We start from the raw sequence: 25,718 nt of genomic DNA, 5'->3' as shown, positions 1-25,718 counted from the left end.
GAAACGGGGTGGCCCCGTGCTTTTTGCACTCTCCGTCCGGCGCCCGCGTGGTTAGGGTTCGGGCATGACCGCCGCGCACAAAGTCCTCCTCTGCATTCTGGATGGCTGGGGCATCCGTCACGAGCGAGAGGCGAATGCCATCCTCCTGGCCGGAACTCCGCACCTCGACAAGCTGACGAGCCCCTACCCGTTCACCGAGCTACAGACCTCGGGACTGGCCGTGGGCCTGCCCGAGGGGCAGATGGGCAACTCGGAGGTCGGCCACACCAACATCGGCGCGGGCCGAATCGTCTACCAGGACCTGGTGCGCATCAACCGCGCGGCGGAGACGGGGGAGCTGGCGCAGAACCCCGTGCTGCGCGCCGCGATGGACGGCGTGAAGGCGGACGGCAAGGCGCTGCACCTGTTGGGGCTGGTGTCTCCGGGTGGCGTGCACTCGTCGATGGAGCACCTGTATGCGCTGCTCAAGGCCGCGCGGGAGCGGGGCGTCGCGCACGTCTACGTGCACGCGTTCCTGGACGGGCGCGACACGCCGCCGCAGAGCGCACTGGGTTATGTGGAAGAGCTGGAGCGCTTCCTTCATGAGACGCACACGGGGCGCATCGCCACGGTGAGCGGGCGCTATTACGCGATGGACCGCGACAAGCGCTGGGACCGCGTGCAGCTCGCTTACGAGGCGCTGGTGTACGGCAGGGGGCCCAAGGCTCCGGACGCGCTGAGCGCGATTCGCGCGTCGTACGCGGAGAAGGTGACGGACGAGTTCGTGAAGCCCACGGTGCTGGCCAGCGGGGACGGGACTCCGGTGGGGCGCATGCAGGATGGGGACACGGTGCTGTTCTTCAACTTCCGCGCGGACCGCGCGCGCGAGCTGACGCAGGCGCTGGCGTACCCGAGCTTCAAGGACTTCGACCGGGGCGGGCTGCGGCTGGGGCGTTACGTCTGCATGACCCAGTACGACGAGACGTTCGACCTGCCGGTGGCCTTCGCGCCGGACCAGCCGCAGGACATCTTCCCGGAGCTGCTGTCGCGTCAGGGGTTGCGACAGTTCCGCACGGCGGAGACGGAGAAGTACGCGCACGTGACGTTCTTCTTCAACGGCGGGCGCGAGGTCGTCTACCCGGGCGAGGACCGGCACCTGGTGCCCAGTCCGCGCGACGTGAAGACGTACGACTTGAAGCCGGAGATGTCGGCGCGCGAGGTGACGGCGGAGCTGGTGCGCAGGTTGGACTCGGGAACGTACGATTTCGCGCTGGCGAACTTCGCCAACCCGGACATGGTGGGGCACAGCGGCCGGCTGGACGCGGCGATGCAGGCGGTGCGCGTGGTGGACGAGTGCCTGGGCGTGCTCGGCAAGGCGTGCGAGCGCAACGGCTGGGTGATGGCCATCTCCGCGGACCACGGCAACTGCGAGCAGATGGTGGACCCTGTCACGGGCGAGCCGCACACCGCGCACACGTTGAACCCGGTGCCGTTCCACCTCATCCACCCGGCGTTCCGAGGGCAGAAGCTGCGCCCCGGAATCCTCGCGGACATCGCCCCCACGCTGTGCAAGGTGATGGGCCTGCCCCAGTCGAAGGAGATGAACCGACAGGGCGTGCTGCCCTGAGCTGAACGGACCCTCTCGTTCCTACGATTGGACCGGACGCGGCTTCAACAGGCCCGCTCGGTCCAGCAGTTCCCGCACTGACTCAGCCAGCGCTACGTGTCCAGGATTGCTGGCCGTGAAGCGCTCAGGAGTGAGGACGATGAGAGCGCCCCTGTCCTCTATCTGCTCGATGCGCACCGGGGAGGGCAGTGGCGGCAATCTACCCAGGCGATTCGAGAGGTACGTAATCCACCCCAAGGAAAAGGGCGCGGAGTCAGGCTCGCGGTGTTGGCGTTCGTATGCGTTTGACGTGGCAAACGCCCAATCTGGTTCCCATGAACGCAGCATGCTGCGAACAACGCGCTCCAACACGGGGGCGGTGAGCATCCTGTCCGCGTTTGAGCCGCGCCACGGCAGGGAGAGCACGCAATGATTGGGAACCTCCTCTGAGACCATGCCGCCATTGATGCGCATCGTCGCGCAGTCTCCGGTGTCCCCACCGTTGTCGAACGAAATGCGAAACCCTAGTTCTTCAATGGCGGGTCCTCCTGGTTCACGGTTCACACCTCGCCGGAACATCTCGGTAAGGGTGGGAACATCAGGCGGCATGAGGGGGTGTTTTCGCGCATCCTTCCGGGACCTGGCCGGCTTGTACCAGTGGGCGAGGAACGGATCACACTCGGCCAAGAGGTTGAGGAATGCGGCGGTATGGCGAGCACAATCCTCGGGCAACGCCTTACGCGCACCCCAGTAGGCGCCAGCATAGTAGGTCTCGGGGTAGCCCTCGGTCTTGAGTGAAGCGTTCATGAGTCGCGCTCCTCAAAGAGCCGGGGTGTGCACGACTTCAATTCCCCTGACTCCCGCGTTGTCGAGTAGCTGTCGCATGGCGTCTGCTGCGCGCTCCTCCGCGACATGCCACCGGATAGAGGCCCCAGTACCGCGAGCTTTTCCAAGCTGCCTCTGAGCTTGATCAATGAGGGCCTGGGCACCCGAATGTTGGAACCACTTTTTGGGCTCCAGCCCCTCGAAGAACTTGGCATAGCCCGGCCCCTTCGCCTCCAGCAGGACGCCCTTCTCGAAGCCATCGAACTTCACGCCTCCACTGCCTTTACCTACTCCTCCGACCCAGTATGCCTCGTCGGTAGAGTGCCCCGTGATTTGTTCCTGGTAGCTCCGCGCACGGGGGGACATGGACTCCTTTACAGGCCCCCACTGTCCAGGTCCCTTCGATGGTGAAGCCCCCTTCGACGCCGTGCTCGCCCGCTGAAGGATGATGGCCGCTCCAGGCCCACCGCTCAGCACGGCCGCCGCTCGCCCCACCGGCACCGCGACGCGCCCCATGACGAGCGCGCCTTGGGCAGAGAGCGACAGCACCGGCACCTCGGCCGTAGCAAGCGTCGCACCTTGCAGCATGCGGGCTGCGGCAGACGCCGTGCCCCAGGTGGCGATGAGGTTCGTCACCAGCTTGGAGACGGCCTGCACCTGTTCGCCACGCGTCATGTACTGGAAGCGCTCCAGATACTCGGGCGAAGAAGCCATCAGCGCCGCCACGGCGACAGGCATCTGCTTCAGCGCAGCGAGGTTGTCAGTGGGTGATGTCGAGACAAACTGCCCCACGGCCAGCGCCAGCCCGACGAAAGCTTCTTCCGCCCCGTCCAGCGTGCGGCTCAGATAGTCCGCATCATCGTGGACGTCCGCGAAGGCACCTCCTCCTGTCTCCTCCAGCCGCGCGTTCAGCTGCCGAAAGACACCGCCCTTGCCCGAGTAGAAGACGCCCAACTCGAACTGGCCTGCTCGGAAGGCACCCTCTTTCCATTCCACGACACCCACGCGCTGCTGGGTCTGCCCGCTGCGCACCCACGCGAGACAACCGTCAGGACGGAGGACCGCCAGCTGCGTGAATCGCCCCACCCGCCGCACCAACTCGGCGCGCGACACTTCGCCCGCGTCCAGCACCTCGCGCAGCATGAAGCCCACTGCGACACGGGCCGGGAACTGCCCCAGCGTCACGTCCTTGCCCGTCAGCGCCACCATCAGTCGCGCGGCATGTGTCGGCGTGAGCGAGCTGCCTGCTACGGGACGCGCGTCTTGGTCCCCCAGCCCCGCATCATCAAGCAGCAAGTCAAAGGCATCGCTTCGCTGCCCTCGGGAAAGCCGAGCCTCACGGGCGGTGTCATCCGTCCCAAGCCCTCCGAATCGGGCGGAACGCTGCTGGAACGAGTTCCTGCGCGCCGAGGACTCAACGCCGGCGCATCCCGTCACGAAGAGAACGGCGCAAAGAACCCAAAGGCCGGCACGCAAGCGGGGAGTTGAGGGCCCGCTCATGCCGCGTCATCAGGCAGCAGCGTGCACAGCAGCGCGTCGTCGGGCCCGAGCGGGCGCCAACCCGCGGGCGGTGGAGACGTCCGGAGCGTGACTCGGGCGTTCTCGACGCGTCTGCGGTGGGTCTCCGGAATGTCGGTGGACCAGAAGGTCAGCATCTTGGCGACCACGAAGCGGGACTCGTCGTCCATGACCGCGGGCCACCCGTTCGGAAGGTACTCGGCCATGTTGCGCACGAGCGCATCTCTCACGAAGCGGGTGACCTGCTCGCGAACCTCCGCCTCCGAGCGCAGCACGTTCAGCACTTGAAGACCGGCGACCTCGCCCTTCTCCAGCTCGTTGGCCAGTCCCATCAGCGAGACGGCGGGCCGTGCGTCGGCGAAAGCAGTCAGCGAGTCGTAGCCCCGCTCGCGGACCCGCGCATACAGGCGAACCCTCCAGTTCCCCTGCCAGACCCGTCCGCCGGTCATCTCCGTCTCCCTGGGATGAAGTTCATCGAGACGCCGTGGAACAACACGCGCTCCACAACGATGTCGAGGAACCCGGCGACACGTCAACAGTCGCCCTCGTGGCACCCTCGCTGCATGGCGCGTCTCTCATGCTGAGCGCCCTGCTGGACGTCCTCTATCCGCCCTCGTGCATCGCCTGCGCACGCGTGCTCCCGGGCCCCGGCGCCTTCTTCTGCGAGACCTGCGACACGGCCGTGGAGCGCCTGCCCCCTGGGTGCTGCCGCACCTGCGCGGAACCCGGTGCCTTCCCTGGCGCTTCATGCCCGCGCTGCCGTGCCCACCCGCCGCCCTTCTCTCGCGCCTGGGCTCCGTTCGCGCACGAGGGACCCGTGGCCCGGGCCATCCATCGCTTCAAGTACGAGGACCATCCGGAGCTCGCCGCGCCCCTGGCCCGGTTGCTCGCGGACGAGGCGCGGAGCTTCCTCTCCCGGGCGCCGACGCGCGTCGTCGCCCTGCCCCTCCACACGCGCCGATATCGCTCCCGCAAGTACGACCAGGCCCAGCTGCTCGCCGGCTCGCTGGCGAAGTCCCTGGGCCGTCAGGCCCCGGTGGGTTGGCTCACGCGCACCCGAGAGACCCAGCGACAGGTGGGACTCACCGAAGCCGAGCGCTCCGACAACGTCGCGGACGCCTTCACCGCCTCGCCCGACGTCACGGGGCGCGCGGTGCTCCTGCTCGACGACGTCTTCACCACCGGCGCCACGGCCCGCGCCGCCGCCACCGCCCTGCATGAGGCCGGCGCCACTCGCGTCGAGGTGCTGACGCTCGCCCGCGCCTTCACCCTCACCTGACCGGGCCGCGTGAGCCCACGTGCCGCGTTGCCACGCCCCTCCGCCACCCAGGTCACCCCGCGTTGAAGTTGTCACGTCGCGTCACATGCAACAGGGTCAACAAAAACTCAGGCCCGGGTCGAGGACAGCTCAATGCTGTCTTTCACTACCCATCTTCCGCGCGCGTGCATCCCGTGGTCTTGAACACTTGCCGTGGTGACAGATTTTCGTCGTGTTCCACGGCTCAGTTCCCCCACTGAGAATGGAGTCCCAGATGAAACACCCCCTGTTGAGCACGCTCGCCGTGGCCGGTGCCTTCTGTGCACTGAGCACCCCCTCCTCCGCCGAAGCCCAGGTTCCTCCCCCCACCTGGGTCCGCCAGCTCGGCGCCAACATCGATGAGCAGGCCCAGGCTGTCGCCGTCTCCGGCAACAGCGTCTATGTCGTGGGCCACACCTCCAGCCAGCTCGGCGTGGAGCCCAAGGCCGGTGGCCTGGACGTCTTCCTCGCGAAGTACGACACCGCCGGCACGTTGCAGTGGGTGCACCAGCTCGGCACCTCGCAGGATGACCGCGCCACCGCCGTGGCCACCGACGCGGCCGGCAACGTCTACATCGCCGGCCACACCTTCGGCGGCTTCGGCTTCTACGCGAACGCGGGCGGGCTCGATTACTTCGTCGCCCAGTACGACGCGCAGGGCAACCAGCAGTGGCTGCGGCAGAACGGCACGCAGATGGATGACTTCGCCACCGGCATCGCCGTCGCCGACAACGACAAGGTCTTCATCTCCGGCTACACCGGCGGCAGCTTCGCCAACGGCGGCAACCCCAACAACTACGACATCATCGTTGCGCTCTATGATGATGGCGGCAACCCGTACTGGCTCCAGCAGCTCGGCTCGCCCAGCAGCGACATGGCGCGCGGCATCGCCGTGACGTCCACCTACGAAGTCTACGTGGTGGGCAGCACGTTCGGCAGCCTCGACGGCGTCACCACGCCCGTGGGCACCGACATCTTCCTGATGAAGCTCGACATCCTCGGCGCCCAGCAGTGGGCCCGCCAGATTGACAGCTCCGACCTCGACGACGCCAAGAGCGTCGCCGTGAGCGCGGACGGCGGCGTGTACATCGCGGGCGAGACGTTCGGCACGCTCGACGGCAACACCAACAACGGCCTCATCGACGTGCTGCTCGCGCGCTACGACAGCGCGGGCAACCGCGAGTGGAGCCGCCTGCTCGGCGGGACGCAGACCGACTACGCGTTCGGCGTCGCCGTCGCCCCCAACGGCACCGTGCAGGTGACCGGCTACACGACGGCCTCGCTGGACGGCAACGCCTACGCGGGCTCGCAGGACGTGTTCCTCTCCCGCTTCGACGCCCTCGGCAGCAAGATTGGCACGCGCACGCTCGGCACGAACCGCTCGGACATCGGCCGCGGCGTGGCCGTGGATGCCGCGGGAAACACGTACGTCACCGGCCTCACCTTCGGCGGCCTGGCGGGCAACACCAGCGCCGGCGGCTACGACGCGTTCCTCTGCCGCTTCTGAGAGAATCCCGCACTGCCGCGCTCGGCGCGGAATTCCGGGACACCTGACGCCGTGCCCTTCTCGGTAGCCAAACGCGAGGGGCGCGGTAGCCTCGCGGCATGCGCAGGCTCTTCCTCTTCCTCGTCCCCGCGTTGGTCTCGCTGCACTGTACCCACGCCACCGAGACCACCGTCCCCGCCAAGGCCACGGCGGCGGCGACTCCCGAGTGGCCCGAAGCCCAGCCTCCCGAGCTGCGACTTCCGGACACCGTCCAGCCGCTTCACTACACACTGGACTTGAAGCTGCTCTCCACGGAGCCGACCTTCTCCGGCACCGTCGCCATCGACGTGGACGTGCGCGAGCCGGTGCGTCAGGTCTGGCTCCACGGCCAGGACCTGGAGGTCAGCTCCGCCCGCGTGGAGAAGGACTCTCGCACGCTGGAGGCCAAGGCCGTCACCGCGAGCGAGGGACGACTCGGCCTGCTGCTGCCAGAGACGCTGTCGCCCGGACGCGCGCGCATCGTCATCTCCTTCAGCGGCAAGGTGGATGCCGAGCGCAGCCGGGGCATCTACTCGCAGGCGGAAGGCGGCCACAACTACCTCTACACCTTCTTCGAGCCGGTGGACGCCAGGCGCGCCTTCCCCTGCTTCGACGAGCCGACCTTCAAGGTGCCCTGGCGGCTGCGCTTCACCGTGAAGGCCGGTGACGTCGCGCTCGCCAATCACGCCGTCGAGGCGAAGGAGACGCTGCCCGACGGGCTCGAGCGCATCACCTTCCGCGACAGCAAGCCCATGCCCAGCTACCTCGTGGCCTTCGTCGTGGGCCCCTTCGACGTGGTGGACGCGGGCACCACCGGCCGCAACAAGGTGCCGCTGCGCTTCATCGTCCCCAAGGGGCGCGGCCCGGAGACGGCGTACGCGGCCAGCGTCACCCCGCGCATCGTCACCGTGCTCGAGGACTTCTTCGACCAGGCCTACCCGTACGAGAAGCTCGACGTCGCGGTGGTGCCCCGCTACTGGGGCACCATGGAGCACCCAGGCATCGTCGCCCTGGGCCAGCCCCTGACGCTCATCCGCCCCGGCGAGGAGACGCTCCAGCGGCGCAGGTGGTACGTCAACATCGCCGGCCACGAGCTGGGCCACTACTGGTTCGGCAACATCGTCACCTGCCGCTGGTGGGACGACATCTGGCTGAACGAGTCGCTGACGTCGTGGCTGGACCGCAAGCAGATGGACGGGTTCGACAAGAGCTGGGGCTTCGGCCAGGACGCCAGCACCCACGCGCTTGCGGGCGCCATGGACGCGGACGCGCTCACCACCGCGCTGCCGGTGCGCAAGCGCGTGACGACGCATGACGAGGTCATCGGCTCCTTCGACAACTCCACCACCTACGCCAAGGGCTCCGCCATCATCGGCATGTTCGAGTCCTGGCTGGGACCGGACAAGATGCGCGACATGCTGCGCACCCACGTGCGCAAGCACGAGTGGGCCACCGCGACGTCCGACGACTTCGCCACCACGCTCTCGGAGACCGCGGGCCCCGACGTCGCCCGCTCCTTCCGCAGCTTCATCGACCAGCCGGGCGCCCCCCGCATCTCCGCCCAGGTCCAGTGTGACGCCGGCAAGCCGCCGAAGCTGAAGCTGTCCCAGGAGCGCTACGCGCCCGCGGGCTCCAGCGCGGCCAAGGACCAGACCTGGTCCGTCCCCGTGTGCCTGCGCGCCGGTGGCGGCGCCGAGGACGTGCGCGTCTGCCAGTTGCTCTCCGAGCGCACCGGCGAAGTGGAGCTGCCTCTCCAGAAGTGTCCCCAGTGGGTGCTGCTCAACGCGGGCGGCATGGGCTACTACCGCGCGGGCTACTCGTCGCAGCAGCTCACCCAGGTGCTCACCGCCACCAAGAAGGCGCTGACGGTGCCGGAGCGGCTGGCGCTCCTCGCGGACGTGGAGGCCTCGGTGCGGCGCGGAGACCTGCCGCTCGGCGAGGCGCTGAAGCTGGTGCCGGAGACCGCGGCTGATACGAACCGCTCCATCGTCATGGGCGGCACCCGCCTGCTCTATCTGGTGCAAGAGGACCACCTCACCCCGGCCGAGCGCTCGCGCTTCCGCGCCTGGGTGGGACAGCTCTACGGCGCTCGCGCCAAGGCCCTGGGCTGGCAACCCAAGAAGGACGACAGCGACGAATTGAGGCAGACGCGCTCGCTGCACCTCGCCCTGGCGACGATGACGGGACATCACCCCACCCTGGTGCGCGAGGCCCAGGCCCTCGCGGGCCAGTGGCTCGCGAAGCGCGACAGCGTGGACCCGGAGGCCGTGCCACTCGTCCTGTCGGTGGCCGCGCGCAACTCCGACCGCGCCCTCCATGACACGCTGCTCGCCCGCGCGCGCAAGGCCGAGGACCGCAACGAGCGCAGCCAGATGATTACGGCGCTCGCCGGCTTCCGCGACCCGGCCCTGGTGAAGGAGAACCTGACGCTGGCGATGACCGAGTTCGACGTGCGCGACTCACGCCCCCTGTTCGCCGGAGCCTTCTCCGAGCCGGAGACCCGCGAGGTGGCGTGGAGCTTCTACCGCGAGCACTTCGACACGCTCGCCGCCCGCGTCCGCTCGGACGAGCTGGGCTGGCTCATCGCGATGACGGGCTCGCTCTGTGACGACAAGCACCTGGCGGACGTGGAGGCCTTCCTCGGTCCCCGCGTCGACAAGCTGGAGGGCGCGGCGCGCTCCTACGCCCGGGCACTGGAGTCCATCCGCCTGTGCGTGGAGGCGGACCGCCTCCATCTGGAGAGCCTGAAGTCCTTCCTGCGCCGCCCGCCTCCCGTCGCCAGCACTCCCGCGAAGTAGCGCGCGAGCAGGAGGCTCCCTCGTCCGCCAGGGGAGCCTCCCGCCACGTCGGGCGGACAACAGATTCCCGCCCGGGAAGCCGTTCCATCCCCTGGGCGGACCGCGCTACACAGAAGCCATGTTCGACGCCGCGCGCTACCTGGAACGCATCAACGCCTCCTCGCGGGCGTCGCTGGCCACGCTGCACCGCGCGCATCTTGAGTCGGTGCCGTTCGAGAACCTGGACATCCACCTGGGCCGCCCCATCCGGCTCGACACGGACGCTCTCTTCGACAAGGTCGTCACCCGCCGGCGCGGCGGCTTCTGCTACGAGCTCAACGGCCTCTTCTCCCGGCTGCTCACGGCCCGGGGCTTCAACGTCACGCCGCTGTCCGCGCGCGTCGCCTCGGACGACAAGGATGGGACCTTCGGTCCGGAGTTCGACCACCTGACGCTCCAGGTGGAGGACGCGGGCGAGAAGTGGCTCGTCGACGTCGGCTTCGGGGACGGCTTCATCGAGCCCCTGCGCCTGGACGAGCGCGGCGTGCAGACGCGCGGCGGGCGCGACTACCGGCTGTCCGAGGACGGCGAGGGGCTCTTGCTGTCATGCGGCTCGGAGAAGGGCTGGGAGGCGCAGTACGCGCTCTCCCTCGTCCCTCGCGTGCTGGAGGACTTCACCGGCATGTGCCACCACCACCAGACGTCGCCCGCGTCCATCTTCACGCAGCGACGGCTGTGCACGAAGGCGACGCCCACGGGCCGCGTCACCCTCAAGGAAGGCACCCTCGTGCTCACCGAGGGACCTGAGCGCCGCGAGCTGCCCGTGCTGGACGAGGACTCCCGTCGACAGGTGCTCGCGGAGCACTTCGGCGTCGCGCTCTAGCGCCCCGCGCGAGCTCAGGGCTGCGGCTTGCTCGCGGCGGCCTTCATCCGCTCCATGCTCTGGATGTACTCCTCCACCGAGTCGAGCCCCACGGCGGCGCGACGCGCATTCACGTTCGCCGGGTCCTCCAACTGCTTGGGCACCATCTTCCCGGCTTCATTCGGCTCCAGCTGGGTGGCGTAGCGCTGCGGCTTGCCGGTGTTCACCAGCACCCGGTCCGTGAGGTACGCGAGCTCCTTGGCCGAGCCCTCGCCTCGCGCCACGGCCTGCTCCAACATCGGCAGGACCTGCTCCTGGAACGCCACGTCCTTGTCCGCGTGCTGCACCATCAACCACGCGCTGAAGGTGGCGCGCGCGCCCACCAGGGCCTTGCCCGGCCAGCCCCGCTTCGCGATGACGTCCTTGAGGAAGGCCGTGTTGCTGGCATCGACCTTGAGCATCTCCGCCTTGACGGCCTCGTCCTTGAATTGCGAGGCGACGAGCAGCCGGCGCACCCGCTGGTCCTCCTCGGCGCGCTTCAACAGCTCGTCGCGCAGCGCCGGGTCCGCGGCCTCGTACTGCTTCGCCTCCGCCACGACGACTCGCTCCCGCAGCGGCGCGAAGCCGGGCAGGCTCCGGATGCTGTCCAGGTCCGTGTCCTGGTCCAGGTGCTTCGCATCGTCGAAGCCCTCGTCCACGGCGCGCGCAAGCCAGACCAGCGCCTCCTCGGGCTGCTTCGCGAGCGACGCCGAGCAGGCCGCGCTGTAGGCCATGACCTTCCCACGCACCCCGCCCTCCCAGGCGCGGCGGTACAGCACCAGCGCGCCCGCGTCGTCGCCCTTCCGGGACAGCCCATAGGCCTCGGCCGAGGCCTGCTTCGCCTCGGGCGTGGCGACGGGCTTGGGCGCGGGGGGCGTCACGGACGCGGCGGCCTGTGGCGCGGCGGACTCCGAGGCACCTCCACCGTGGGCACAGCCCATCAGGTTCAGCGCGGTGAGCAGGATGACGAGACGACGCATGGGGCTCCGGGGGTGTGGGGTGACGGGCCCGGCCGTCCGAGGGCGTCCTTGGGGCGCCGGGGGAGCGCAGTCTAGGCGGGGTTTTCAAGACCCCAAGCGATGACTCGCCTGGAGCCGTCGGGGACCTACCCGCACCTACCCCGTTCCCCTCTGCACGCCGGGTGACGTTTTCGGTTGCCTGTCCGCCATCCAGGGCCGCATGCAGGGGAAGGCCCCGGAGGGCCCGCCTGTTCATCGGCGTCGGCGGCCCCGGAATACGCGGGGCCTTCGCCCTACACGCATGTCGCACCGAGGAGAACGGATGTCCCGCTTCACATGGCTGGCCGCAGTCTTCGTGCTCACCTGCCCCCTCTGGGTGCAGGCCCGGCCCGCGGCGGACGAGACGGCCCGCTTGTACGCGGCCGAGGCGCTGAAGCAGGCGTCCTCGCCCCGGGGCGCCGCGGGTCTCCTCCGGCTGCACTCGCTGGTGGACGAGGTGGAGGACCTCACGCCGCTGGTGAGCACCTACTCCTACGTGGCCTCGCGGCGGCAATTCGACGCGAACACCCGCGCCACCGCGCAGCTGCTCCTCCTGGACACCGAGCGCGCCCGGGGACGGCTGACGCGCGCGGGCGAGGTGAAGCAGTGGATGGGCTTCCTCGGCGACTACTACGTCGTCGGCGGCTTCGACAACGAGGGCAAGTCCGGCTGTGACACGGACTTCGGCCCGGAGGCGGCCAGCCTGGATTTGGGCGCGACGTACGCGGGCGCCAAGGGACGTCAGGTGTCGTGGCGCAAGCTGACCGCGAACACCGCGGACGGCTACGTGGACCTGTCCACCGCCGTGCGCCCCAACCGCGAGGCCGTGGCGTACGCCGTCACCTGGCTGGAGTCCTCGCAGGAGACGCGCGTGGCGCTGGGCCTGGGTACCTCCGGCGCCTTCCGCCTGTGGGTGAACGGGCAGCTCGCCGCGAAGGAGGACCGCTACAACGCGCCGCGCCCGGACCAGTCCCGCGTGTCCGTGAAGCTGCGCAAGGGCCTCAACCGCGTGCTCCTCAAGGTGTGCCAGGAGACGGGCCCGCTGGGCTTCTACCTGCGCCAGGAGTCGCCGTCCGTGCGCGCGTCGCTGCCCGCCAAGGCCCCCGCCGTGGAGCGCGGCGCGGCCCCCGCTCCCCAGACGCTGCCCACGCTGACCTCCACGCTGCGGGCCATGGTGGAGAAGAACCCCGACGACGCGGCGCTGCGCGGGGACTACGCGCGGGTGCTCGGCTTCTTCCGGGGCTTCGATGACCGCGAGCACACCGCCACCGCGGAAGCCGCGCGCGCGGCGGAGCTGGCGCCCAAGGACGCGCGCCTGCAGATGCTCGCGGCGAGCCTCCAGCGCGATGACCTGAACGAGCGCCGCCGCTTCCTGGAGGCCGCCGTGGCCGCGGACCCCACGCTGCCCGAGGCCCGCGTGGCCCTGGCGGACCATGAGCTGGAGCGCGGCCACCCCGAGCGCGTCATCGCGCTGGTGGCGCCCGTGCTGGAGAAGACGCCCGAGGACGCCTCCGCCCGCCTGGTGCTGGCCCGCGCCCACGAGGCCCTGGGTGAGCGTCCGCGCTCGCACGCGCTGGTGGAGGAGGCCTTCCGCTACCAGCCCCGGCAGCCGCGCGCGGTGCGCAACGCGGCGCAGATTTCCCGGCAGCTCGGCCGCAACCGCGAGGCGATGGACCGGATGCGCGTGGTGCTGGCGCTGCGCTTCGACGACACCGGCACGCGCCGCGCGCTGGCCGCGCTGCTGGCGGACTCCGGAGAGGTGGAGGCCGCCGAGCGCGAGTACGCGCAGCTGGTGGCCCTCAACCCGTTCGACAACGGCGCGCGCGTGCGGCTGGCGGAGCTGAAGGCCAACAACGGCGCGGTGGAGCCGGCGATGGCGCTCTTCGCGGAGGCCCGCGCCCTGTCCCCGGACGAGCCGGAGGTCTACGAGCGCGAGGGCCGTGCCCTGCTCGCCGCGGGTCGCCGCGAGCCCGCGCTGGCCGCCTTCGAGAAGTCGCTGGTGCTGCGTCCGCAGAACCCCGGCCTGAAGGAGGCCCTGCGCGCCCTCAAGGGCGAGGGCACCGGCGCCGGCATGCAGCACGTGGTGGATGCGAAGCCCCTGGCCAAGGAGGCCGAGGCGTACGTCCACGAGGACGCCATCTACCTGGTCGACAACACCTTCGTGCACGTCCAGAAGAGCGGCCTGTCCAGCAAGCTGACGCAGATGGTGGTGAAGGTGCAGAACGCGCGCGGCGTGGACGCCTTCCGCACCCTGCCCATCACCTACTCCCCGGACCGGCAGGAGGTGCGCATCCTCCGCGCCCGCGTGACGAAGACGGACGGCTCCGTGGTGGAGAGCTACGGGGAGAACGACCGCAACATCAACGAGCCGTGGACGGGCATGTACTACGACGCCCGCGCCAAGGTGCTCTCCTTCCCGTCCCTGGCCGCCGGAGACACGCTGGAGGTGACGTACCGCCTGGACGACACCGCGCAGGAGAACCTCCTGTCGGACTACTGGGGTGACGTGGAGAGCGTGCAGGGCGTCTATCCCAAGCTGCGCTTCCAGTACCTGGTGGAGATGCCCAAGGAGCGCCCGCTCTACTGGAACAAGAGCCGGCTGCAGGGCGTGGAGAGCGCGCAGGAGCCGGTGGACGGCGGGCGCGTGCTGTACCGGTGGAACTCGAAGCACGTGGCCAAGGTGGTGCCGGAGCCGGGCATGCCGGGCTGGGCGGAGGTCGCCCAGAACCTCCACGTGTCCACGTACCAGACGTGGGACCAGGTGGGCCGCTACTGGTGGGGCCTCGTGCGGGACCAGCTCCAGCCGAACGCGGAGCTGAAGCAGACGGTGGACCAGGTGCTCCAGGGCGTGGACCGGAAGAACGAGCTGGCGATGGTGCGCGCCATCTACAACTTCGTGGTGACAAACACGCGCTACGTCGCGCTGGAGTTCGGCATCCACGGCTTCAAGCCTTATCGAGTCGACCGGGTGCTGTCGCGGCGCTTCGGCGACTGCAAGGACAAGGCGAGCCTCATCCACTCCATGCTGCGGGTGGCGGGCGTGGACAGCCGGCTCGTCCTGCTCCGCATGCGCAACCTGGGCGCGCTGGACGCGGAGCCCGCGAGCCTGGCGGCCTTCAACCACGCGATTGCGTATGTCCCCAAGTTCGACTTGTACCTGGATGGCACGGCGGAGTTCCACGGGGCGAAGGAGCTGCCCAGCGCGGACCGCGTGGCCAACGTGCTGGTGGTGGAGCCGGACGGCAAGAGCACCTTCCTCACCACGCCGGAGGCCAAGGCCGAGGACAACGCCACGGGCCTGAAGATGGACGTGACGCTGCGCGCGGACGGCAGCGCGGAGGTGAAGGGCGTCAGCTCTGTGAGCGGCCAGAGCGCGCCGGAGTACCGCCGGGCCTACCGTCCGGAGGCCACGCGCAAGTCCACCTTCGAGCGGGCATGGGCGCAGAGCTTCCCCGGCCTGACGGTGAACGAGGTGTCGCTGAGTGACACCACCCGGCTGGACGACGACGTGACGATGGACTTCGTCATGAGCATCCCCCGCTACGCGGAGGTGCTGGCCAACGCCGTGCGCTTCCTGCCCTTCGGCACGGGCCGCACCTACCAGCAGGCCTTCGCCCCGCTGGCGGAGCGCCGGTTCGACCTGGTGATGCAGAGCCCGTGGGTCAACAACTTCAACCTGCGCTACACGCTGCCCGCGGGCTGGTCCGTGACGGAGCTGCCGCAGGCGGTGGAGGAGACGAACGCGTTCGGCCGCCTCAAGCTCACCTACCGCGTGGAGGAGGGCAAGCTCGTCGCCGAGGGCGAGGTGAAGCTCTCCGTCGCGCGCGTGAAGGCGGACGAGTACCCCGCGTTCAGGGACTTCCTCGGCCGCGTGGACCGCGCCTTCGGTCGCCGGGTCATCATCCAGGGCCCCGGCGGTCGCACCGCGTCCCTGATGCAGTAGCGCTCCGCGGCCTTCCGCCCCCCGTCACGCGTGGGCGGAAGGCCGTGCACCCCTCGCTTCAGAGGTGGGGTGCGCGGGCGGCGAAGGTGGTGGCGACGATGCGGTCGGCGATGGCGGGCCGCTCCTGCCCCATGTGCAGCGTGTTGACGGAGTAGACCAGGCGCCGGCGCAAATCTCGCGTGGCCCCCATGCCGTTGTTGTAGCCGTGCCGGTCCCCCGTCTTTCCCCACAGCGTCAGGCCGTTGACCTCGAAGCGCGTCAGGCCCGCGCCGTGGCTCGCGGGAGCGCCCTCCGGCGTGGACACGTCCGGCACGGTGAACAGCTCCCGCAGCTGCGCGGGCGGCAGCAGCCAACCCCGGAAGAGCGCGGAGAGGAACGTGTCCAGGTCGGCCGTGGTGGAGATCATCTCCCCGGCGGCCCAGGGGATGGACTGGTTCGCCTCGGTGATGTCCACCAGGCGCACCGTGCCGTCCGGGCCGGTGACGGCCTCGTAGCCGCGCGCGTGGGGCCCGGGAATCGTCGGGTCATTGCCGGGCACGGACGTGTCGCGCAATTGGAGCGGCCCGAGGATTCGCTCGCGCACCGCGTGGCTGTAGGGCCGACCGGTGACCTTCTCGATGAGCAGCCCCGCCACCAGGTAGCCGATGTTGCCGTACTCCTGCTGGGTGCCCGGCGCGAAGCGGGGCCCCTGGGGCAGCGCCAGCGCGACGAGCTCCCGGGGCGACCAGCGGCGGAACCGGTTGTCGAAGAACCACTCCGGGTCCTTCGACGGCAGCGGCACGTTGGGCAGGCCGTGCGTGTGGTTGAGCAGCTGCCGCACGGTGATGAGGCCGAAGTTGGGAGGCAGGAGGCCGGGCAGGTAGTGCTGCACCGGCCGGTCCAGGTCCACGCGGCGCTCCGCGGCGAGCTGCAACACCACGGTGGCCGTGAATGTCTTGGTGATGCTGCCGATGCGGAAGCGCGCATCCGTGGGCACGGGCGTGCCCGCGTGGACATCCGCGACGCCGGACGCGCCGAGCCAGCGGCCCGCGGTGCCATTGATGCGGACCTGCGCGGCCGTTGTCTTCGTGTCCGGCAGGCCGGAGATGGCCTGGCGCAGCGCATCCCGGTCCAGGGGCGCCAGGAGCGACTGCTCCCAGTCCAGTCCCTGTTCACTGGTCTCCACTTCATTGGTGACGGCATCGTCAGCCGGGCCACATCCCGCTCCCGAGAAGCTCACCACCAGCACCGCTGCACCCACCCGCAGACCCCGGCGCGGGACATCCATGTTCCATCTCCCGTGAAAATCGGCCCGGAAGCAGAACACCAGCGGAGACGGGGCCTGTCACCCGACTCGTCGGCCTTTCGTGGAATGTCCTACGACTCGTCAACGCAACCGTCGGGCCGCCGCCGCGCCGTCGCCCTCCGGTGTGGCCTCAGGACTCCACGAGCGCGGCCAGGAGCTTGCGCACGTCCTCCGGACCGCTGACGCGATACGTGGCGCGCGAGGGCTTGTTGCCCGCGTGAATCGTGAGCCCGCCCGCGGGCATGGCCGCGAACATGTCCTCGTCCGTGCGGTCATCGCCCACGGCCACCACCAGCGTGCCCGGCGCCAGCTGACGCGTCACCGAGTCCACCACGCGACCCTTGTTCACGCCGTGGGGCCGCACCTCCACCACCTTGTCCCCGGGGAGGATGTCCACGGGCCGACGGGCGAAGGTCTCCGCCAGCTTCAGCCGCAGCTCGCGGGACTGGAGCGCGCCGAACTCCGGGTCCACCTGGCGGTAGTGCCACGCCAGCGACGCGGACTTCTCCTCCACGAACGAGCCCGGCACGCGCGCGGCGAACTCGTCGAGCATGGGGCGCGCGGCGTCCTTCCACTCCGCCGTCACGCCGTCCAGCATCCGCCACCCGTCCGACGGCTTGGGGCGGGACCACAGGCCGTGCTCCGCGTGCAGGCCCATGGGCAACTTCCCGAACCACGCCTCCAGCGTCTCCTTGGGCCGGCCGCTGACCACGCTCACCGTGGTGTTCGGCCGCGCCACCAGCTTCGCCAGCAGCGCGCGCAGGGCGTCATCCGGCGCGGCCAGCTCCGGCCGGGACGCGAAGCCCACCAGCGTCCCGTCATAGTCGAGCATCAGCGACAGGTGCTTCGCGGACTTCATGACCTCCAGCGCCTCCGCGCCCCCCTTCACGTCGCGAAGGGAGACCGAGGGCAGCCCCTGGAGCCGGCCCAGGAAGGCGGACACCCACCAGTGCACGTCGTGGGCCCTCACCTGCGCGCGCAAGGCACGCATGCGCTCGCGACGCTCGTGCTCGCCCATCTCCAGCGCCTGCTCAATCGCGTCCGCCGTCGTCTCCACGTCGTACGGGTTGACGTGGAGCGCCCTGTTCAGCTCGTCGGCGGCGCCGGCGAACTCGCTGAGCACCAGCACGCCGTCCTCGTCCGGCCGCGAGGCGCAGAACTCCTTGGCCACCAGGTTCATGCCGTCCCTGACGGGCGTCACGAGCATGACGTCCGCGGCGCGGTACAGCCCGGCGAGCTGCTTCTCGTTGAAGGAGCGGTAGAGGTAGTGCACCGGCACGTTCTGCACGGTGCCGTACTGGCCATTGATGCGCCCCACCAGCTCGTTCACCTGCTCGCGGTACGTGGCGTACGCCTCCACCTGCGTCCGGCTGGGCACAGCCACCTGGATGAAGCGCAGGCGCCCGCGCCAGGAGGGCTCGCGCTCCAGCACGCGCTGCACCGCCAGCAGCCTGCGGGGGATGCCCTTGGTGTAGTCGAGCCGGTCGATTCCCAGGAGGATGCGCTGGCCCTCCGCGCTGCGCCGCAGGGAGGCCACCTCCTCCAGCACGTTCTCCTCCCTCGCGAGCGTGTCGAAGGACTCCGAGTCGATGCCCATGGGGAAGGCGCCCACGCGCACCTGCCGCCCTTCCCACATGATGCGGTCCACATCCGTGTCCAGGCCGAGCTGGCGCAACAGCGAGCCGGAGAAGTGCCGCACGTAGCTCACGGTGTGGAAGCCGATGAGGTCCGCGCCGAGCAGGCCCTTCAGCAGCGCCTCGCGCCGGGGCAGCGTGCGGAAGATTTCCGACGAGGGGAACGGGATGTGGTGGAAGTAGCCGATGCGGGCTTCGGGGAGCCGCTGTCGCAACAGCCCCGGCACCAGCATGAGCTGGTAGTCATGCACCCAGATGGTGTCGCCCGGCTGGTACTGCTTCGCGGTGAGGTCAGCGAAGCGCTCGTTGACCTTGCGGTACACCTCCCAGTCGCGGTCCTGCCGGGGGATGCGGTCCAGCATGTAGTGGCACAGCGGCCAGAGGACCCGGTTGGAGTAGCCCTCGTAGTACCGGCCCACCTCGCTCGCGGTGAGGTGGATGGGGACGTAGCGCTGCTCCGCGAACTGGGCCTCCACCTTGACGCGTTGGGTTTCCGACAACCGGGACATGTCGCCGGGCCAGCCAATCCACTGGCCTCCGGAGCGTTCATGCGGTCTGCGCAACCCCGTGGCCAGTCCGCCGGCACTGCTCACCACGGCGACGCTGTCCTTCTCCACCTTGACGGTGACGGGAAGACGATTGGAGACGAGCAGGAGTCGAGGCATAGGCCCTTGACCCTTATTCACTCCCTCCGGGAATGGCCATCTTCGAATCGCGCGAGGTGGCGATTGGTGGACCCTCGCGCGCCCCGCGCGGCGCCCAGCCGAGGCGGGCCAACAGCGCGGGCTCGCGGCCCGGTTTCCAGATGAACGCATCCAGCACGTAGTGCGTGGCCTGCGGCAGCGCGAGCAGCGGCACCACCAGCGCCAGCAGGTCCGGAGAGAGCTCCACGCCCGCGCCTCCAAAGAGGCCGGCCCGGTCATGCCAGATGAAGCGGTCCCACAACAGTTCCTCGGTGAACGCCAGCGCGACGAGGAACAGGAGGAAGCCGGGGAGCCCCGCGCGGAGCACGGTGCCCGCCGCGCCATAGCGGCCCTCCTCGCCGCGTCCGCGCGAGTAGCGGAACAGCAGCGCGAAGTACGGCACGCCGTGCAGCACCACGTTCATCACCGTGAAGGTGAAGTCGTCGCGCGCCAGGACGATGCCGCCGAACCACGTCACCCACGTGGCGCCGATGAGCAGCACCTTGCCGACCTGGAGGCCCTCGCCGCGCGCCACGCGCAGGACTTGGAAGCCGAGCCACGCCACCAGCACCACCGCGTGCAGCGCCAGCGCCAGCGTGCCCATCCACGTGGGGAGGCCCGGAAGGAAGTCTCCCTCCACGAACCACCAGAACGCGCGCGGCAGGTTCGCATGCCACCACACGACGGGGCCCACGGTGGCGGCGTAGACGGCGGCGGCGTCCAGGCGACGCTCGAAGTCAGAGGCGCGGGCCTTGCGCGTGTACAGCGCCGCCCAGCCGTACTGCTGACGGACGAAGTGGAACAGGGCCACATAGGCAAAGAGCGTCCAGAACGCGCCCGGTGACACCTGGTGCGCCAGCACGCCCGCCACCCAGGCGACAAGGGGCGCCGCCATATACAAGCCGGGGCGTCGGCGCAGCTCGTCCGGGTCCAGGTAGGTGCGGAACAGCGTGGACCAGACGTGGGCCACGTCCACGCAGACGACGAGCAGGAGCCACGCCCACACAGGCGTGTCCCCCACCGTCCCGAGCCACGGCGACGCGAGGACGAGGGCCACGGAGACGAGCGCGCTTCCGGCGAAGACGGCGAGGTCCACGCGCGGACCGAACAACCAGCTCTGAGAGGGCGCGAGGAGGCGGGGCATCCGGACCGTGAGGCTATCAGCCCCCAAGTCGACCGGCATCCAGGCTCGGATTGGGCGACGGGCCGCCGGGCGATCGCGCCCGAGGAATGTGCGGCACGCCTCTCGCGTCGCACACCTGTCTTCGACCCGCCGTGAGGCGAGCAGCGCCAGGGCCGGGCGCAGGGACAGGCCCGCCGGGCGATAGAGCCCGAGGCAAGCGCGGCACACCTCTCTCGTAGCTTGCCTGTCGCCTCCCTATCCTGAGGCTCTCCGCACTCAAGCTCGGATTGGGCGATGGGCCGCTAGGGCGATACAACCTAGAGGCAAGCGCGGCGCGCCTCCCGCGTAGTGCGCCTGTCGCCCTCCCGCCGTGAGCCCGCCCGCGTCCGCCATGTCCTCGACTCCCCCGCCCCCTCGCTTCCGCCGCCGGCTGCTGGCGGTGATGCTGCTGGCGGGCCTCGTCCCCCTGGTGCTGCTGGGAATCGTGGCCCAAGGCGCGCTGGAGCGGGTGCTGTCCGTCTCCGTGGCTCCCGTGGAGGCGGTGCTGGATGACGTGTCCCTGGACCTGGAGCGCCGGGGCCTGCCTCGCGGTTCCCTGGACGAAGCTCGACTCCATCTGGCCCAGGCGGAGCTGACACGGCGGGCCCTGGTGCGGCGCGTGCCCGCGTTCATCACCGTCCTTGTCCTGGTCTCGGGCTGCGTGCTGGCGGTGGCGGCCGTGCTGCTCGGCCGTGCGCTGACCCGCCCGGTGACGACGCTGACCGAGGGCATGTGGGCCTATGCGCGAGGCGACCTCTCCGTGCGGCTGCCCGCCACGGACCCGCCCCGGGACGAGCTTCAGTTCCTCCTGGGACAGTTCAACCGCATGGGCCAGGAGCTGGTCGCCCAGCGCGAGCGACTCAAGTCCGCCGAGCAGATCGCCGCATGGCAGGACGTGGCCCGCTCGCTCGCCCACGAGCTGAAGAATCCCCTCACCGCGATGAAGCTCTCACTCGCGCGCCTGTCTCGCGCGGACACAGGCTCCGCCGCCGACGCCACGCGCGTCACCGAGTCCGTGGCCCTGCTCCAGGAGGAAGTGGAACTGCTGATGCGGATGACCCAGAGCTTCTCCACCTTCGCGCGTCTGCCCGCCCCGCGCTTCCAGGACGTGCCCCTGCGCCCGCTGCTCTCCGAAATCCGCGCGCTGTACGCGGAGACCTCGCCCGTGCCCGTGGAGCTGCTTCCCGGTCCGGACGTCTCGCTGCGCGCGGACCCGGATGGCCTGCGTCGCCTGTTCGGCAACCTCGTGAAGAACGCCGCCGAGGCCTCCACCGAGGGCGCCCCTCCCGTGCGAATCGCCCTGGAGGCCGCGACGGAGCACACCGTGCGCATCACCGTGACAGATGGCGGCAGCGGTGTCTCCGCCGTCCTCGAAGGCGCGGCCCTCACGCGCGGGCTCTTCAGCACCAAGCCCGAAGGCAGCGGGCTGGGCCTGCCCATCTCCCAGAAAATCACCCACGAACACGGCGGCACGCTTCGACTGGAGCCCGCGCCCGGCGGCGGTACGCTCGCGCGCGTGGAGCTGCCCTTCCTTCCCCCTTCGCTCCCCGTGTCCACGACATGAAGCCCGGCCCCCGAATCCTCGTCGTCGACGACGACCCTGGCGTCCTCAAGGCCCTGCGTGGCCTCTTGAGCGACGAGGGCTTCATCCCCGTGGAGGCCCGCTCCACCGCCGAGGCCACCCGCGTCCTCGAATCCCCCGAGGGCCTGCCCGCGATGATGCTGCTCGACCTGCGCATGCCAGGCGAGACGGGGCTGGAGTTCCTCGCGCGGCTGCCGCGCCCCCTGCCCGTGCCCGTCGTCGTCCTGTCGGGCGAGGCGTCACCGTCGGAGGCCGCGCAGGCCCTGAAGCTCGGCGCCACGGACTTCGTGGAGAAGCCGCCCTCGCCCGAGCGGCTCGTCACGGCGTTGCGCAACGCCCTGGCGCTCGGCGCGCTCCAGGAGGAACGCGAGCGATTGCTGGACGCGCTCGCTCGCCCCGGACATCTCGTGGGAGACAGCCCCAGCATGAGCGCCCTGCGTCAGCTCATCGCGCGCGTGGGGCCCAGCGACACGGCGGTGCTGATCACCGGTGAGACGGGCACGGGCAAGGAGCGTGTCGCGCGAGCGCTGCACCTCGCCTCGGGACGCAAGGGCCGGCTCGTCGCCGTCAACTGCGCCGCGATTCCCGCCACGCTGCTGGAGAGCGAGCTGTTCGGCCATGAGAAGGGCGCGTTCTCCGGCGCGGTGAATCGGCGCGCGGGACGCATCGAGCAGGCCCACGGCGGCACGCTGCTCCTCGACGAGATTGGAGACATGCCGCTGGAGCTGCAGGCCAAGCTCCTGCGGGTGCTGGAGACGCGCGAAGTGGAGCGACTGGGCGGCTCGGTGCCCGTGCCCGTGGACGCGCGCATCCTCGCGGCGACACATCAGGAACTGGCCCGCGCGGTGAAAGAGGGACGCTTCCGTCAGGACCTCTTCTTCCGCCTCAACGTCATGCCCCTGCACATCCCGCCACTGCGCGAGCGCCTCGAGGACCTGCTCCCGCTGGCGCGCGCCTTCGCGGCCGAGTTCGCCGGACCGGAAGCACCACTCGTGCTGGCCCCCGGCGCGGAGACAGCGCTGCGCGCCTACCCGTGGCCCGGCAACGTGCGCGAGCTGCGCAACGTCATCGAGCGGCTCAACCTGCTGCGAGGCGGAGGCCCGCTGACGCTCGGCCCTGAAGCCGTCGTCGCGCCACAGGCGGCCGTACCCACCACGCGCCCCAGCCTCGGAGAGAAGAGCTACCGCGAGCACGTGGAGGACTTCGAGCGGGAACTCATCCGCGCCGCGCTCCACGAGGGCGAGAGCATCGCCGGTGCCGCGCGGCTGTTGCAGGTGGACCGAGGCAACCTCTACCGGCGCATCAAGGCGCTCGGGCTCCCGGTGGCCTGAGCGCATCGACACCGTCACCGCGTTACTACGGCCGGGGCTTCACGTCGGTGTTCTGCCCCGCGACGATGCGCCACGTGCCGTTCACGCGGTTCATCACGTAGCGCATCTGGGTCCGCAGCAGGCCCGGCTCCGTGTTCTGGACACCCGGAGGCAGACCCGAATGCCCGGTCACCTCGTGCGTCGTGTCCACCACGGCCACGTCGCGCACGGGGAAGCTCACCCGCCGGATGGTGACCTTGTCCTGACTGCCCTTGAAGATGGTCTGGAAGATGGCCGCGTGGCGCTCCTGAATCTGCGGCTGTCCTTCGAACACCGTGCCGACGATGTTGATGAAGTCCGCGTCCGGCGCGAAGTCCTGAGACCACACCACCGCGTCCTGGCGGTTCCAGGCCTGGGTCTGCACGTCCACCAGCTGACGAATGTCCTGCTCGTCCCGCGCGTGGTCGACGTGCGCACAGGCCTGGGACAGCAGCAACGCGCACACCAGGGCCAACCGGGTGGGAACACTGCGAATCACGGTGAAGCTCCTTGCTTGGAAGAGGGCCAAGCAGCCTGCCACAAGCCCGAGCGAAGCCGAGCCCCGGCGTCACCCGCACCCACACTCCCCGCGCGTTTCCCAATGGGCAGGAAACCCGGGAAGCCCCGGGTGCGATAATCCCTCCGGACCCACCCCCAGGTCGCCCCACCAGGAAGAGCCGCCCCATGTCGAACCGCATTGGCCGCCCCGCATTCACTCCCGCCACGCAGCCCGGGTCCGGCCTGGAGCGTGAGCGCGCGGCTCGCCCCGCCGGTGAGAAGGCGCCCCAGGCCCGCGCGGTGGTCGACCAGTTCGAGTCCCGCGCCACGCGTCCCCAGGTCAGCGCGTCGCTGCTGGGAGGAACCGCCGCGACGACGGCCGTGAGCGCGAAGGCGCTCGACCTCCAGCCCTCGCTCCACGCGGCCACCGGCTACGAGGCCCGCTTCGAGCAGGGCGGCCGCAAGGCCAACGCCTTCGTGGAAGGCCAGGGACAGGTGAGCCTGCCCACGGGCCCCGGTCGAGGCCCCTCCTTCCACGCCGAGGCGGGCAAGCCGCTGACGGTGACGGCGGACCCGGCGCGCTTCTCGTCGCAGTACGAGAAGGTGGAGCTGGTGTGGCGGCTGGTCCCCGGGGGCACGGAGACGGCGATTCCCCTCACCGACGGCAGCCGCGACGCGAATGGCCGGCTGAACATCCAACCTGGGACGTTCACCCTCCCTCCCGACGCCACGGGCCTGGTGCGTCTTTCATTCCGCACCACCGGCGCCGACGGGCGCGTCAGCAACCAGTGGGACCCGAGCAACGACGCACAGGTCGCCTCGAAAGAGGGCGCGACGGTGTCCTTCACCGAGGACTTCAAGACGCAGGTCGATGGCACGCTGCGCGCCGGAGACAAGGTCCAGCTCGCGTATGACCAGGACCGCCTCAAGGCGCTCGCGGGCGGCAAGACGCCCTCCGACGTCGTCGCCTGCGTGTCCTTCAACGGCGGGCCGCCCCTGGAGTTCCCGCTCGACCTCCAGGCTGGGCAGTCCGGCAACGCGGGCGGCGACTTCCTGCCGGCGTTCCGCGTGCCCTTCGAGGCCACGGACATGCAGGTCTGGTTCCGGGGCAAGGCGGACGACAACACCACGTGGGACTCGGCCAACGGACAGAACTTCAAGTTCTCCGTCGGCGTCACGCGCGACGACGCCGAGCCGGGCTGGAAGAACGAGCTGCTCAAGAGCAAGAGCTTCCCCAACCTGAGCGCCGACAAGTTCGTGGGCATCGGCCCTTCGTCGGAGCGCTACAACTGCATCGCGTGGACGGTGGGCAAGCGCGACGAGTGGGTCTGGCCGGGCACGCGCGTGGAGGACTTCGACAAGCTGTACGCGGAGCAGGGCTACAAGCCGATGGACTCGCTGGACTTGAGCCACGACCCCAGCTTGGAGAAGGTGGTCATCTACGGCCGCAAGCCGATGACGGGCAAGGGTCCGCTCGAGGTGACACACGGCGCGCTGATGGATGAGCAGGGCCGCTTCACGAGCAAGATTGGCACCCAGCCGCTCATCCGTCACAACAGCGCTGACGACCTCACCGGCCCTTCGTATGGTGAGCCCGTGCGAGTCTACGTGCGTCCCCGTCAGTCCCCTGTGAGCAGCTCATGAGCGCGCCCGGCGCCCGCTTCGACGCCCTGGCCGAGGAGTGGGAGCGGCACTGCGCGGAGCATCGCGAGTCGTCCAATCCCTACGTGTTCCTGGAGCACCCGTCGTTCGACGCGCTCGTGGCGCTGGGAAGGCCCGCGGTGCCGCTCATCATCGAGCGCTATCGCGAAGGCAGCGTCTTCTGGGGCGCCGCCCTACGCCGCATCACCGGCGTCACCACGTTTGGCGACGGCGTGGTGGGCAACCTGGAGGCGAACCGCCAGGGGTGGCTGAAGTGGTGGAGCGAGAACGAGGCCGCGTACTCCCGCTGAGCCTCCGTTGCCTCCCCCAGGCACCTCTGCGAGCGTCGCGCCGGGCCACCTGCTCGGCGCGGTCGCCCTGGAGCCTCGGGAGGCCGTCATTGAGCCACCCGGACCCGGAGTCGCGCTCCGAGGGCACCGGGCGGCTCGCGGCAATCGCCGGGCCCGATGTCAGTATCACATCTCGATTCGACATCAGGATGTGTCCATGACATC

General features: G+C 69.9%; 18 protein-coding genes. 10 read left to right on the top strand and 8 right to left on the bottom strand.

All coding sequences use genetic code 11. The annotated features are described in order from the left end of the window. Window positions 1–64: 64 nt before the first annotated feature. The gene (gene gpmI / locus LZ199_RS08190) at window positions 65–1,606 is read left to right on the top strand and encodes a 2,3-bisphosphoglycerate-independent phosphoglycerate mutase (RefSeq protein ID WP_253993093.1); all 1,542 of its coding nucleotides are present in this window, start codon (window positions 65–67) and stop codon (window positions 1,604–1,606) included. Between the two features lie 21 nt (window positions 1,607–1,627). Here gpmI and LZ199_RS08185 read toward each other — a convergent pair whose 3' ends face one another. The 3 genes from LZ199_RS08185 to LZ199_RS08175 all read right to left on the bottom strand — a co-directional run bounded on the left by LZ199_RS08185 (window position 1,628) and on the right by LZ199_RS08175 (window position 4,377). Continuing rightward, a complete protein-coding gene (locus tag LZ199_RS08185) occupies window positions 1,628–2,392 on the bottom strand; it encodes an immunity 52 family protein (RefSeq protein WP_253993092.1) in 765 nt (254 codons plus the stop codon). Between the two features lie 12 nt (window positions 2,393–2,404). Beyond that, window positions 2,405–3,553, bottom strand: a complete 1,149-nt coding sequence (locus LZ199_RS08180; RefSeq protein WP_253993091.1) for a Tox-REase-5 domain-containing protein — start codon at window positions 3,551–3,553, stop codon at window positions 2,405–2,407. A gap of 353 nt (window positions 3,554–3,906) precedes the next feature. Then, a complete protein-coding gene (locus tag LZ199_RS08175; protein WP_253993090.1) occupies window positions 3,907–4,377 on the bottom strand; it encodes an NUDIX hydrolase in 471 nt (156 codons plus the stop codon). A gap of 128 nt (window positions 4,378–4,505) precedes the next feature. Here LZ199_RS08175 and LZ199_RS08170 point away from each other — a divergent pair, with 128 nt between their 5' ends. From LZ199_RS08170 to LZ199_RS08155, 4 genes are all read left to right on the top strand, one after another. Next, window positions 4,506–5,207: a phosphoribosyltransferase family protein gene (locus tag LZ199_RS08170; RefSeq protein ID WP_253993089.1), complete on the top strand. Its 702-nt coding sequence runs from the start codon at window positions 4,506–4,508 to the stop codon at window positions 5,205–5,207. A gap of 253 nt (window positions 5,208–5,460) precedes the next feature. Beyond that, entirely contained in the window at window positions 5,461–6,732 is a 1,272-nt protein-coding gene (locus LZ199_RS08165; protein WP_253993088.1) for an SBBP repeat-containing protein, read from the top strand. 98 nt (window positions 6,733–6,830) lie between these two features. Continuing rightward, complete coding sequence (locus LZ199_RS08160) at window positions 6,831–9,548, top strand: M1 family metallopeptidase (protein WP_253993087.1); 2,718 nt, start codon at window positions 6,831–6,833, stop codon at window positions 9,546–9,548. A 118-nt stretch (window positions 9,549–9,666) separates the two neighbouring features. Beyond that, window positions 9,667–10,410 carry an arylamine N-acetyltransferase family protein gene (locus tag LZ199_RS08155; protein ID WP_253993086.1) on the top strand — a complete coding sequence of 248 codons (744 nt, stop codon included), beginning with the start codon at window positions 9,667–9,669 and terminating at the stop codon, window positions 10,408–10,410. Window positions 10,411–10,424: 14 nt separating this feature from the next. On the opposite strand, the gene LZ199_RS08150 is transcribed toward LZ199_RS08155, so the two are convergent. Then, window positions 10,425–11,408 (bottom strand): DUF6624 domain-containing protein, encoded by a 984-nt coding sequence (locus LZ199_RS08150; protein ID WP_253993085.1) that lies wholly within the window; start codon window positions 11,406–11,408, stop codon window positions 10,425–10,427. 301 nt (window positions 11,409–11,709) lie between these two features. Between LZ199_RS08150 and LZ199_RS08145 the strand changes: the two genes are divergently transcribed. Then, on the top strand, window positions 11,710–15,369 hold the full coding sequence (locus LZ199_RS08145) for a DUF3857 domain-containing protein (RefSeq protein WP_253993084.1): 3,660 nt from the start codon (window positions 11,710–11,712) through the stop codon (window positions 15,367–15,369). A gap of 58 nt (window positions 15,370–15,427) precedes the next feature. On the opposite strand, the gene LZ199_RS08140 is transcribed toward LZ199_RS08145, so the two are convergent. The 3 genes from LZ199_RS08140 to LZ199_RS08130 form a co-directional block, all read right to left on the bottom strand. Further along, window positions 15,428–16,636 carry a serine hydrolase domain-containing protein gene (locus LZ199_RS08140; RefSeq protein ID WP_253993083.1) on the bottom strand — a complete coding sequence of 403 codons (1,209 nt, stop codon included), beginning with the start codon at window positions 16,634–16,636 and terminating at the stop codon, window positions 15,428–15,430. A 148-nt stretch (window positions 16,637–16,784) separates the two neighbouring features. After that, window positions 16,785–18,953, bottom strand: a complete 2,169-nt coding sequence (locus LZ199_RS08135; RefSeq protein WP_253993082.1) for a bifunctional alpha,alpha-trehalose-phosphate synthase (UDP-forming)/trehalose-phosphatase — start codon at window positions 18,951–18,953, stop codon at window positions 16,785–16,787. Between the two features lie 13 nt (window positions 18,954–18,966). Continuing rightward, complete coding sequence (locus LZ199_RS08130) at window positions 18,967–20,115, bottom strand: hypothetical protein (protein ID WP_253993081.1); 1,149 nt, start codon at window positions 20,113–20,115, stop codon at window positions 18,967–18,969. Between the two features lie 370 nt (window positions 20,116–20,485). Here LZ199_RS08130 and LZ199_RS08125 point away from each other — a divergent pair, with 370 nt between their 5' ends. Both LZ199_RS08125 and LZ199_RS08120 read left to right on the top strand, forming a co-directional pair. Then, complete coding sequence (locus LZ199_RS08125) at window positions 20,486–21,697, top strand: sensor histidine kinase (RefSeq protein WP_253993080.1); 1,212 nt, start codon at window positions 20,486–20,488, stop codon at window positions 21,695–21,697. After that, a complete protein-coding gene (locus LZ199_RS08120) occupies window positions 21,694–23,046 on the top strand; it encodes a sigma-54-dependent transcriptional regulator (RefSeq protein WP_253993079.1) in 1,353 nt (450 codons plus the stop codon). The genes LZ199_RS08125 and LZ199_RS08120 overlap by 4 nt, the downstream gene beginning before the upstream one ends. A 25-nt stretch (window positions 23,047–23,071) precedes the next feature. On the opposite strand, the gene LZ199_RS08115 is transcribed toward LZ199_RS08120, so the two are convergent. Continuing rightward, window positions 23,072–23,563 (bottom strand): SgcJ/EcaC family oxidoreductase, encoded by a 492-nt coding sequence (locus tag LZ199_RS08115; protein WP_253993078.1) that lies wholly within the window; start codon window positions 23,561–23,563, stop codon window positions 23,072–23,074. Between the two features lie 185 nt (window positions 23,564–23,748). Here LZ199_RS08115 and LZ199_RS08110 point away from each other — a divergent pair, with 185 nt between their 5' ends. Beyond that, a complete protein-coding gene (locus LZ199_RS08110) occupies window positions 23,749–25,206 on the top strand; it encodes a DUF6209 family protein (RefSeq protein WP_253993077.1) in 1,458 nt (485 codons plus the stop codon). Continuing rightward, a complete protein-coding gene (locus LZ199_RS08105) occupies window positions 25,203–25,514 on the top strand; it encodes a hypothetical protein (RefSeq protein ID WP_253993076.1) in 312 nt (103 codons plus the stop codon). Before LZ199_RS08110 ends, LZ199_RS08105 begins: the two co-directional genes overlap by 4 nt. Window positions 25,515–25,718 lie beyond the last annotated feature (204 nt).

Origin of the sequence: Myxococcus qinghaiensis (genome assembly GCF_024198215.1) — a bacterium.
GTDB lineage: Bacteria > Myxococcota > Myxococcia > Myxococcales > Myxococcaceae > Myxococcus > Myxococcus qinghaiensis.
Note: the sequence above shows the minus strand (reverse complement) of the source record. Positions and strands in the feature narration are given on the sequence as shown.

What these genes read in the sequence shown, in the direction of transcription:
- gpmI (WP_253993093.1), top strand. Translation starts at nt 65, where the DNA reads ATGACCGCCGCGCACAAAGTCCTCCTCTGCATTCTGGATGGCTGGGGC.
- LZ199_RS08185 (WP_253993092.1), bottom strand. Translation starts at nt 2,392, where the DNA reads ATGAACGCTTCACTCAAGACCGAGGGCTACCCCGAGACCTACTATGCT.
- LZ199_RS08180 (WP_253993091.1), bottom strand. Translation starts at nt 3,553, where the DNA reads ATGCTGCGCGAGGTGCTGGACGCGGGCGAAGTGTCGCGCGCCGAGTTG.
- LZ199_RS08175 (WP_253993090.1), bottom strand. Translation starts at nt 4,377, where the DNA reads ATGACCGGCGGACGGGTCTGGCAGGGGAACTGGAGGGTTCGCCTGTAT.
- LZ199_RS08170 (WP_253993089.1), top strand. Translation starts at nt 4,506, where the DNA reads ATGCTGAGCGCCCTGCTGGACGTCCTCTATCCGCCCTCGTGCATCGCC.
- LZ199_RS08165 (WP_253993088.1), top strand. Translation starts at nt 5,461, where the DNA reads ATGAAACACCCCCTGTTGAGCACGCTCGCCGTGGCCGGTGCCTTCTGT.
- LZ199_RS08160 (WP_253993087.1), top strand. Translation starts at nt 6,831, where the DNA reads ATGCGCAGGCTCTTCCTCTTCCTCGTCCCCGCGTTGGTCTCGCTGCAC.
- LZ199_RS08155 (WP_253993086.1), top strand. Translation starts at nt 9,667, where the DNA reads ATGTTCGACGCCGCGCGCTACCTGGAACGCATCAACGCCTCCTCGCGG.
- LZ199_RS08150 (WP_253993085.1), bottom strand. Translation starts at nt 11,408, where the DNA reads ATGCGTCGTCTCGTCATCCTGCTCACCGCGCTGAACCTGATGGGCTGT.
- LZ199_RS08145 (WP_253993084.1), top strand. Translation starts at nt 11,710, where the DNA reads ATGTCCCGCTTCACATGGCTGGCCGCAGTCTTCGTGCTCACCTGCCCC.
- LZ199_RS08140 (WP_253993083.1), bottom strand. Translation starts at nt 16,636, where the DNA reads ATGGATGTCCCGCGCCGGGGTCTGCGGGTGGGTGCAGCGGTGCTGGTG.
- LZ199_RS08135 (WP_253993082.1), bottom strand. Translation starts at nt 18,953, where the DNA reads ATGCCTCGACTCCTGCTCGTCTCCAATCGTCTTCCCGTCACCGTCAAG.
- LZ199_RS08130 (WP_253993081.1), bottom strand. Translation starts at nt 20,115, where the DNA reads ATGCCCCGCCTCCTCGCGCCCTCTCAGAGCTGGTTGTTCGGTCCGCGC.
- LZ199_RS08125 (WP_253993080.1), top strand. Translation starts at nt 20,486, where the DNA reads ATGTCCTCGACTCCCCCGCCCCCTCGCTTCCGCCGCCGGCTGCTGGCG.
- LZ199_RS08120 (WP_253993079.1), top strand. Translation starts at nt 21,694, where the DNA reads ATGAAGCCCGGCCCCCGAATCCTCGTCGTCGACGACGACCCTGGCGTC.
- LZ199_RS08110 (WP_253993077.1), top strand. Translation starts at nt 23,749, where the DNA reads ATGTCGAACCGCATTGGCCGCCCCGCATTCACTCCCGCCACGCAGCCC.
- LZ199_RS08105 (WP_253993076.1), top strand. Translation starts at nt 25,203, where the DNA reads ATGAGCGCGCCCGGCGCCCGCTTCGACGCCCTGGCCGAGGAGTGGGAG.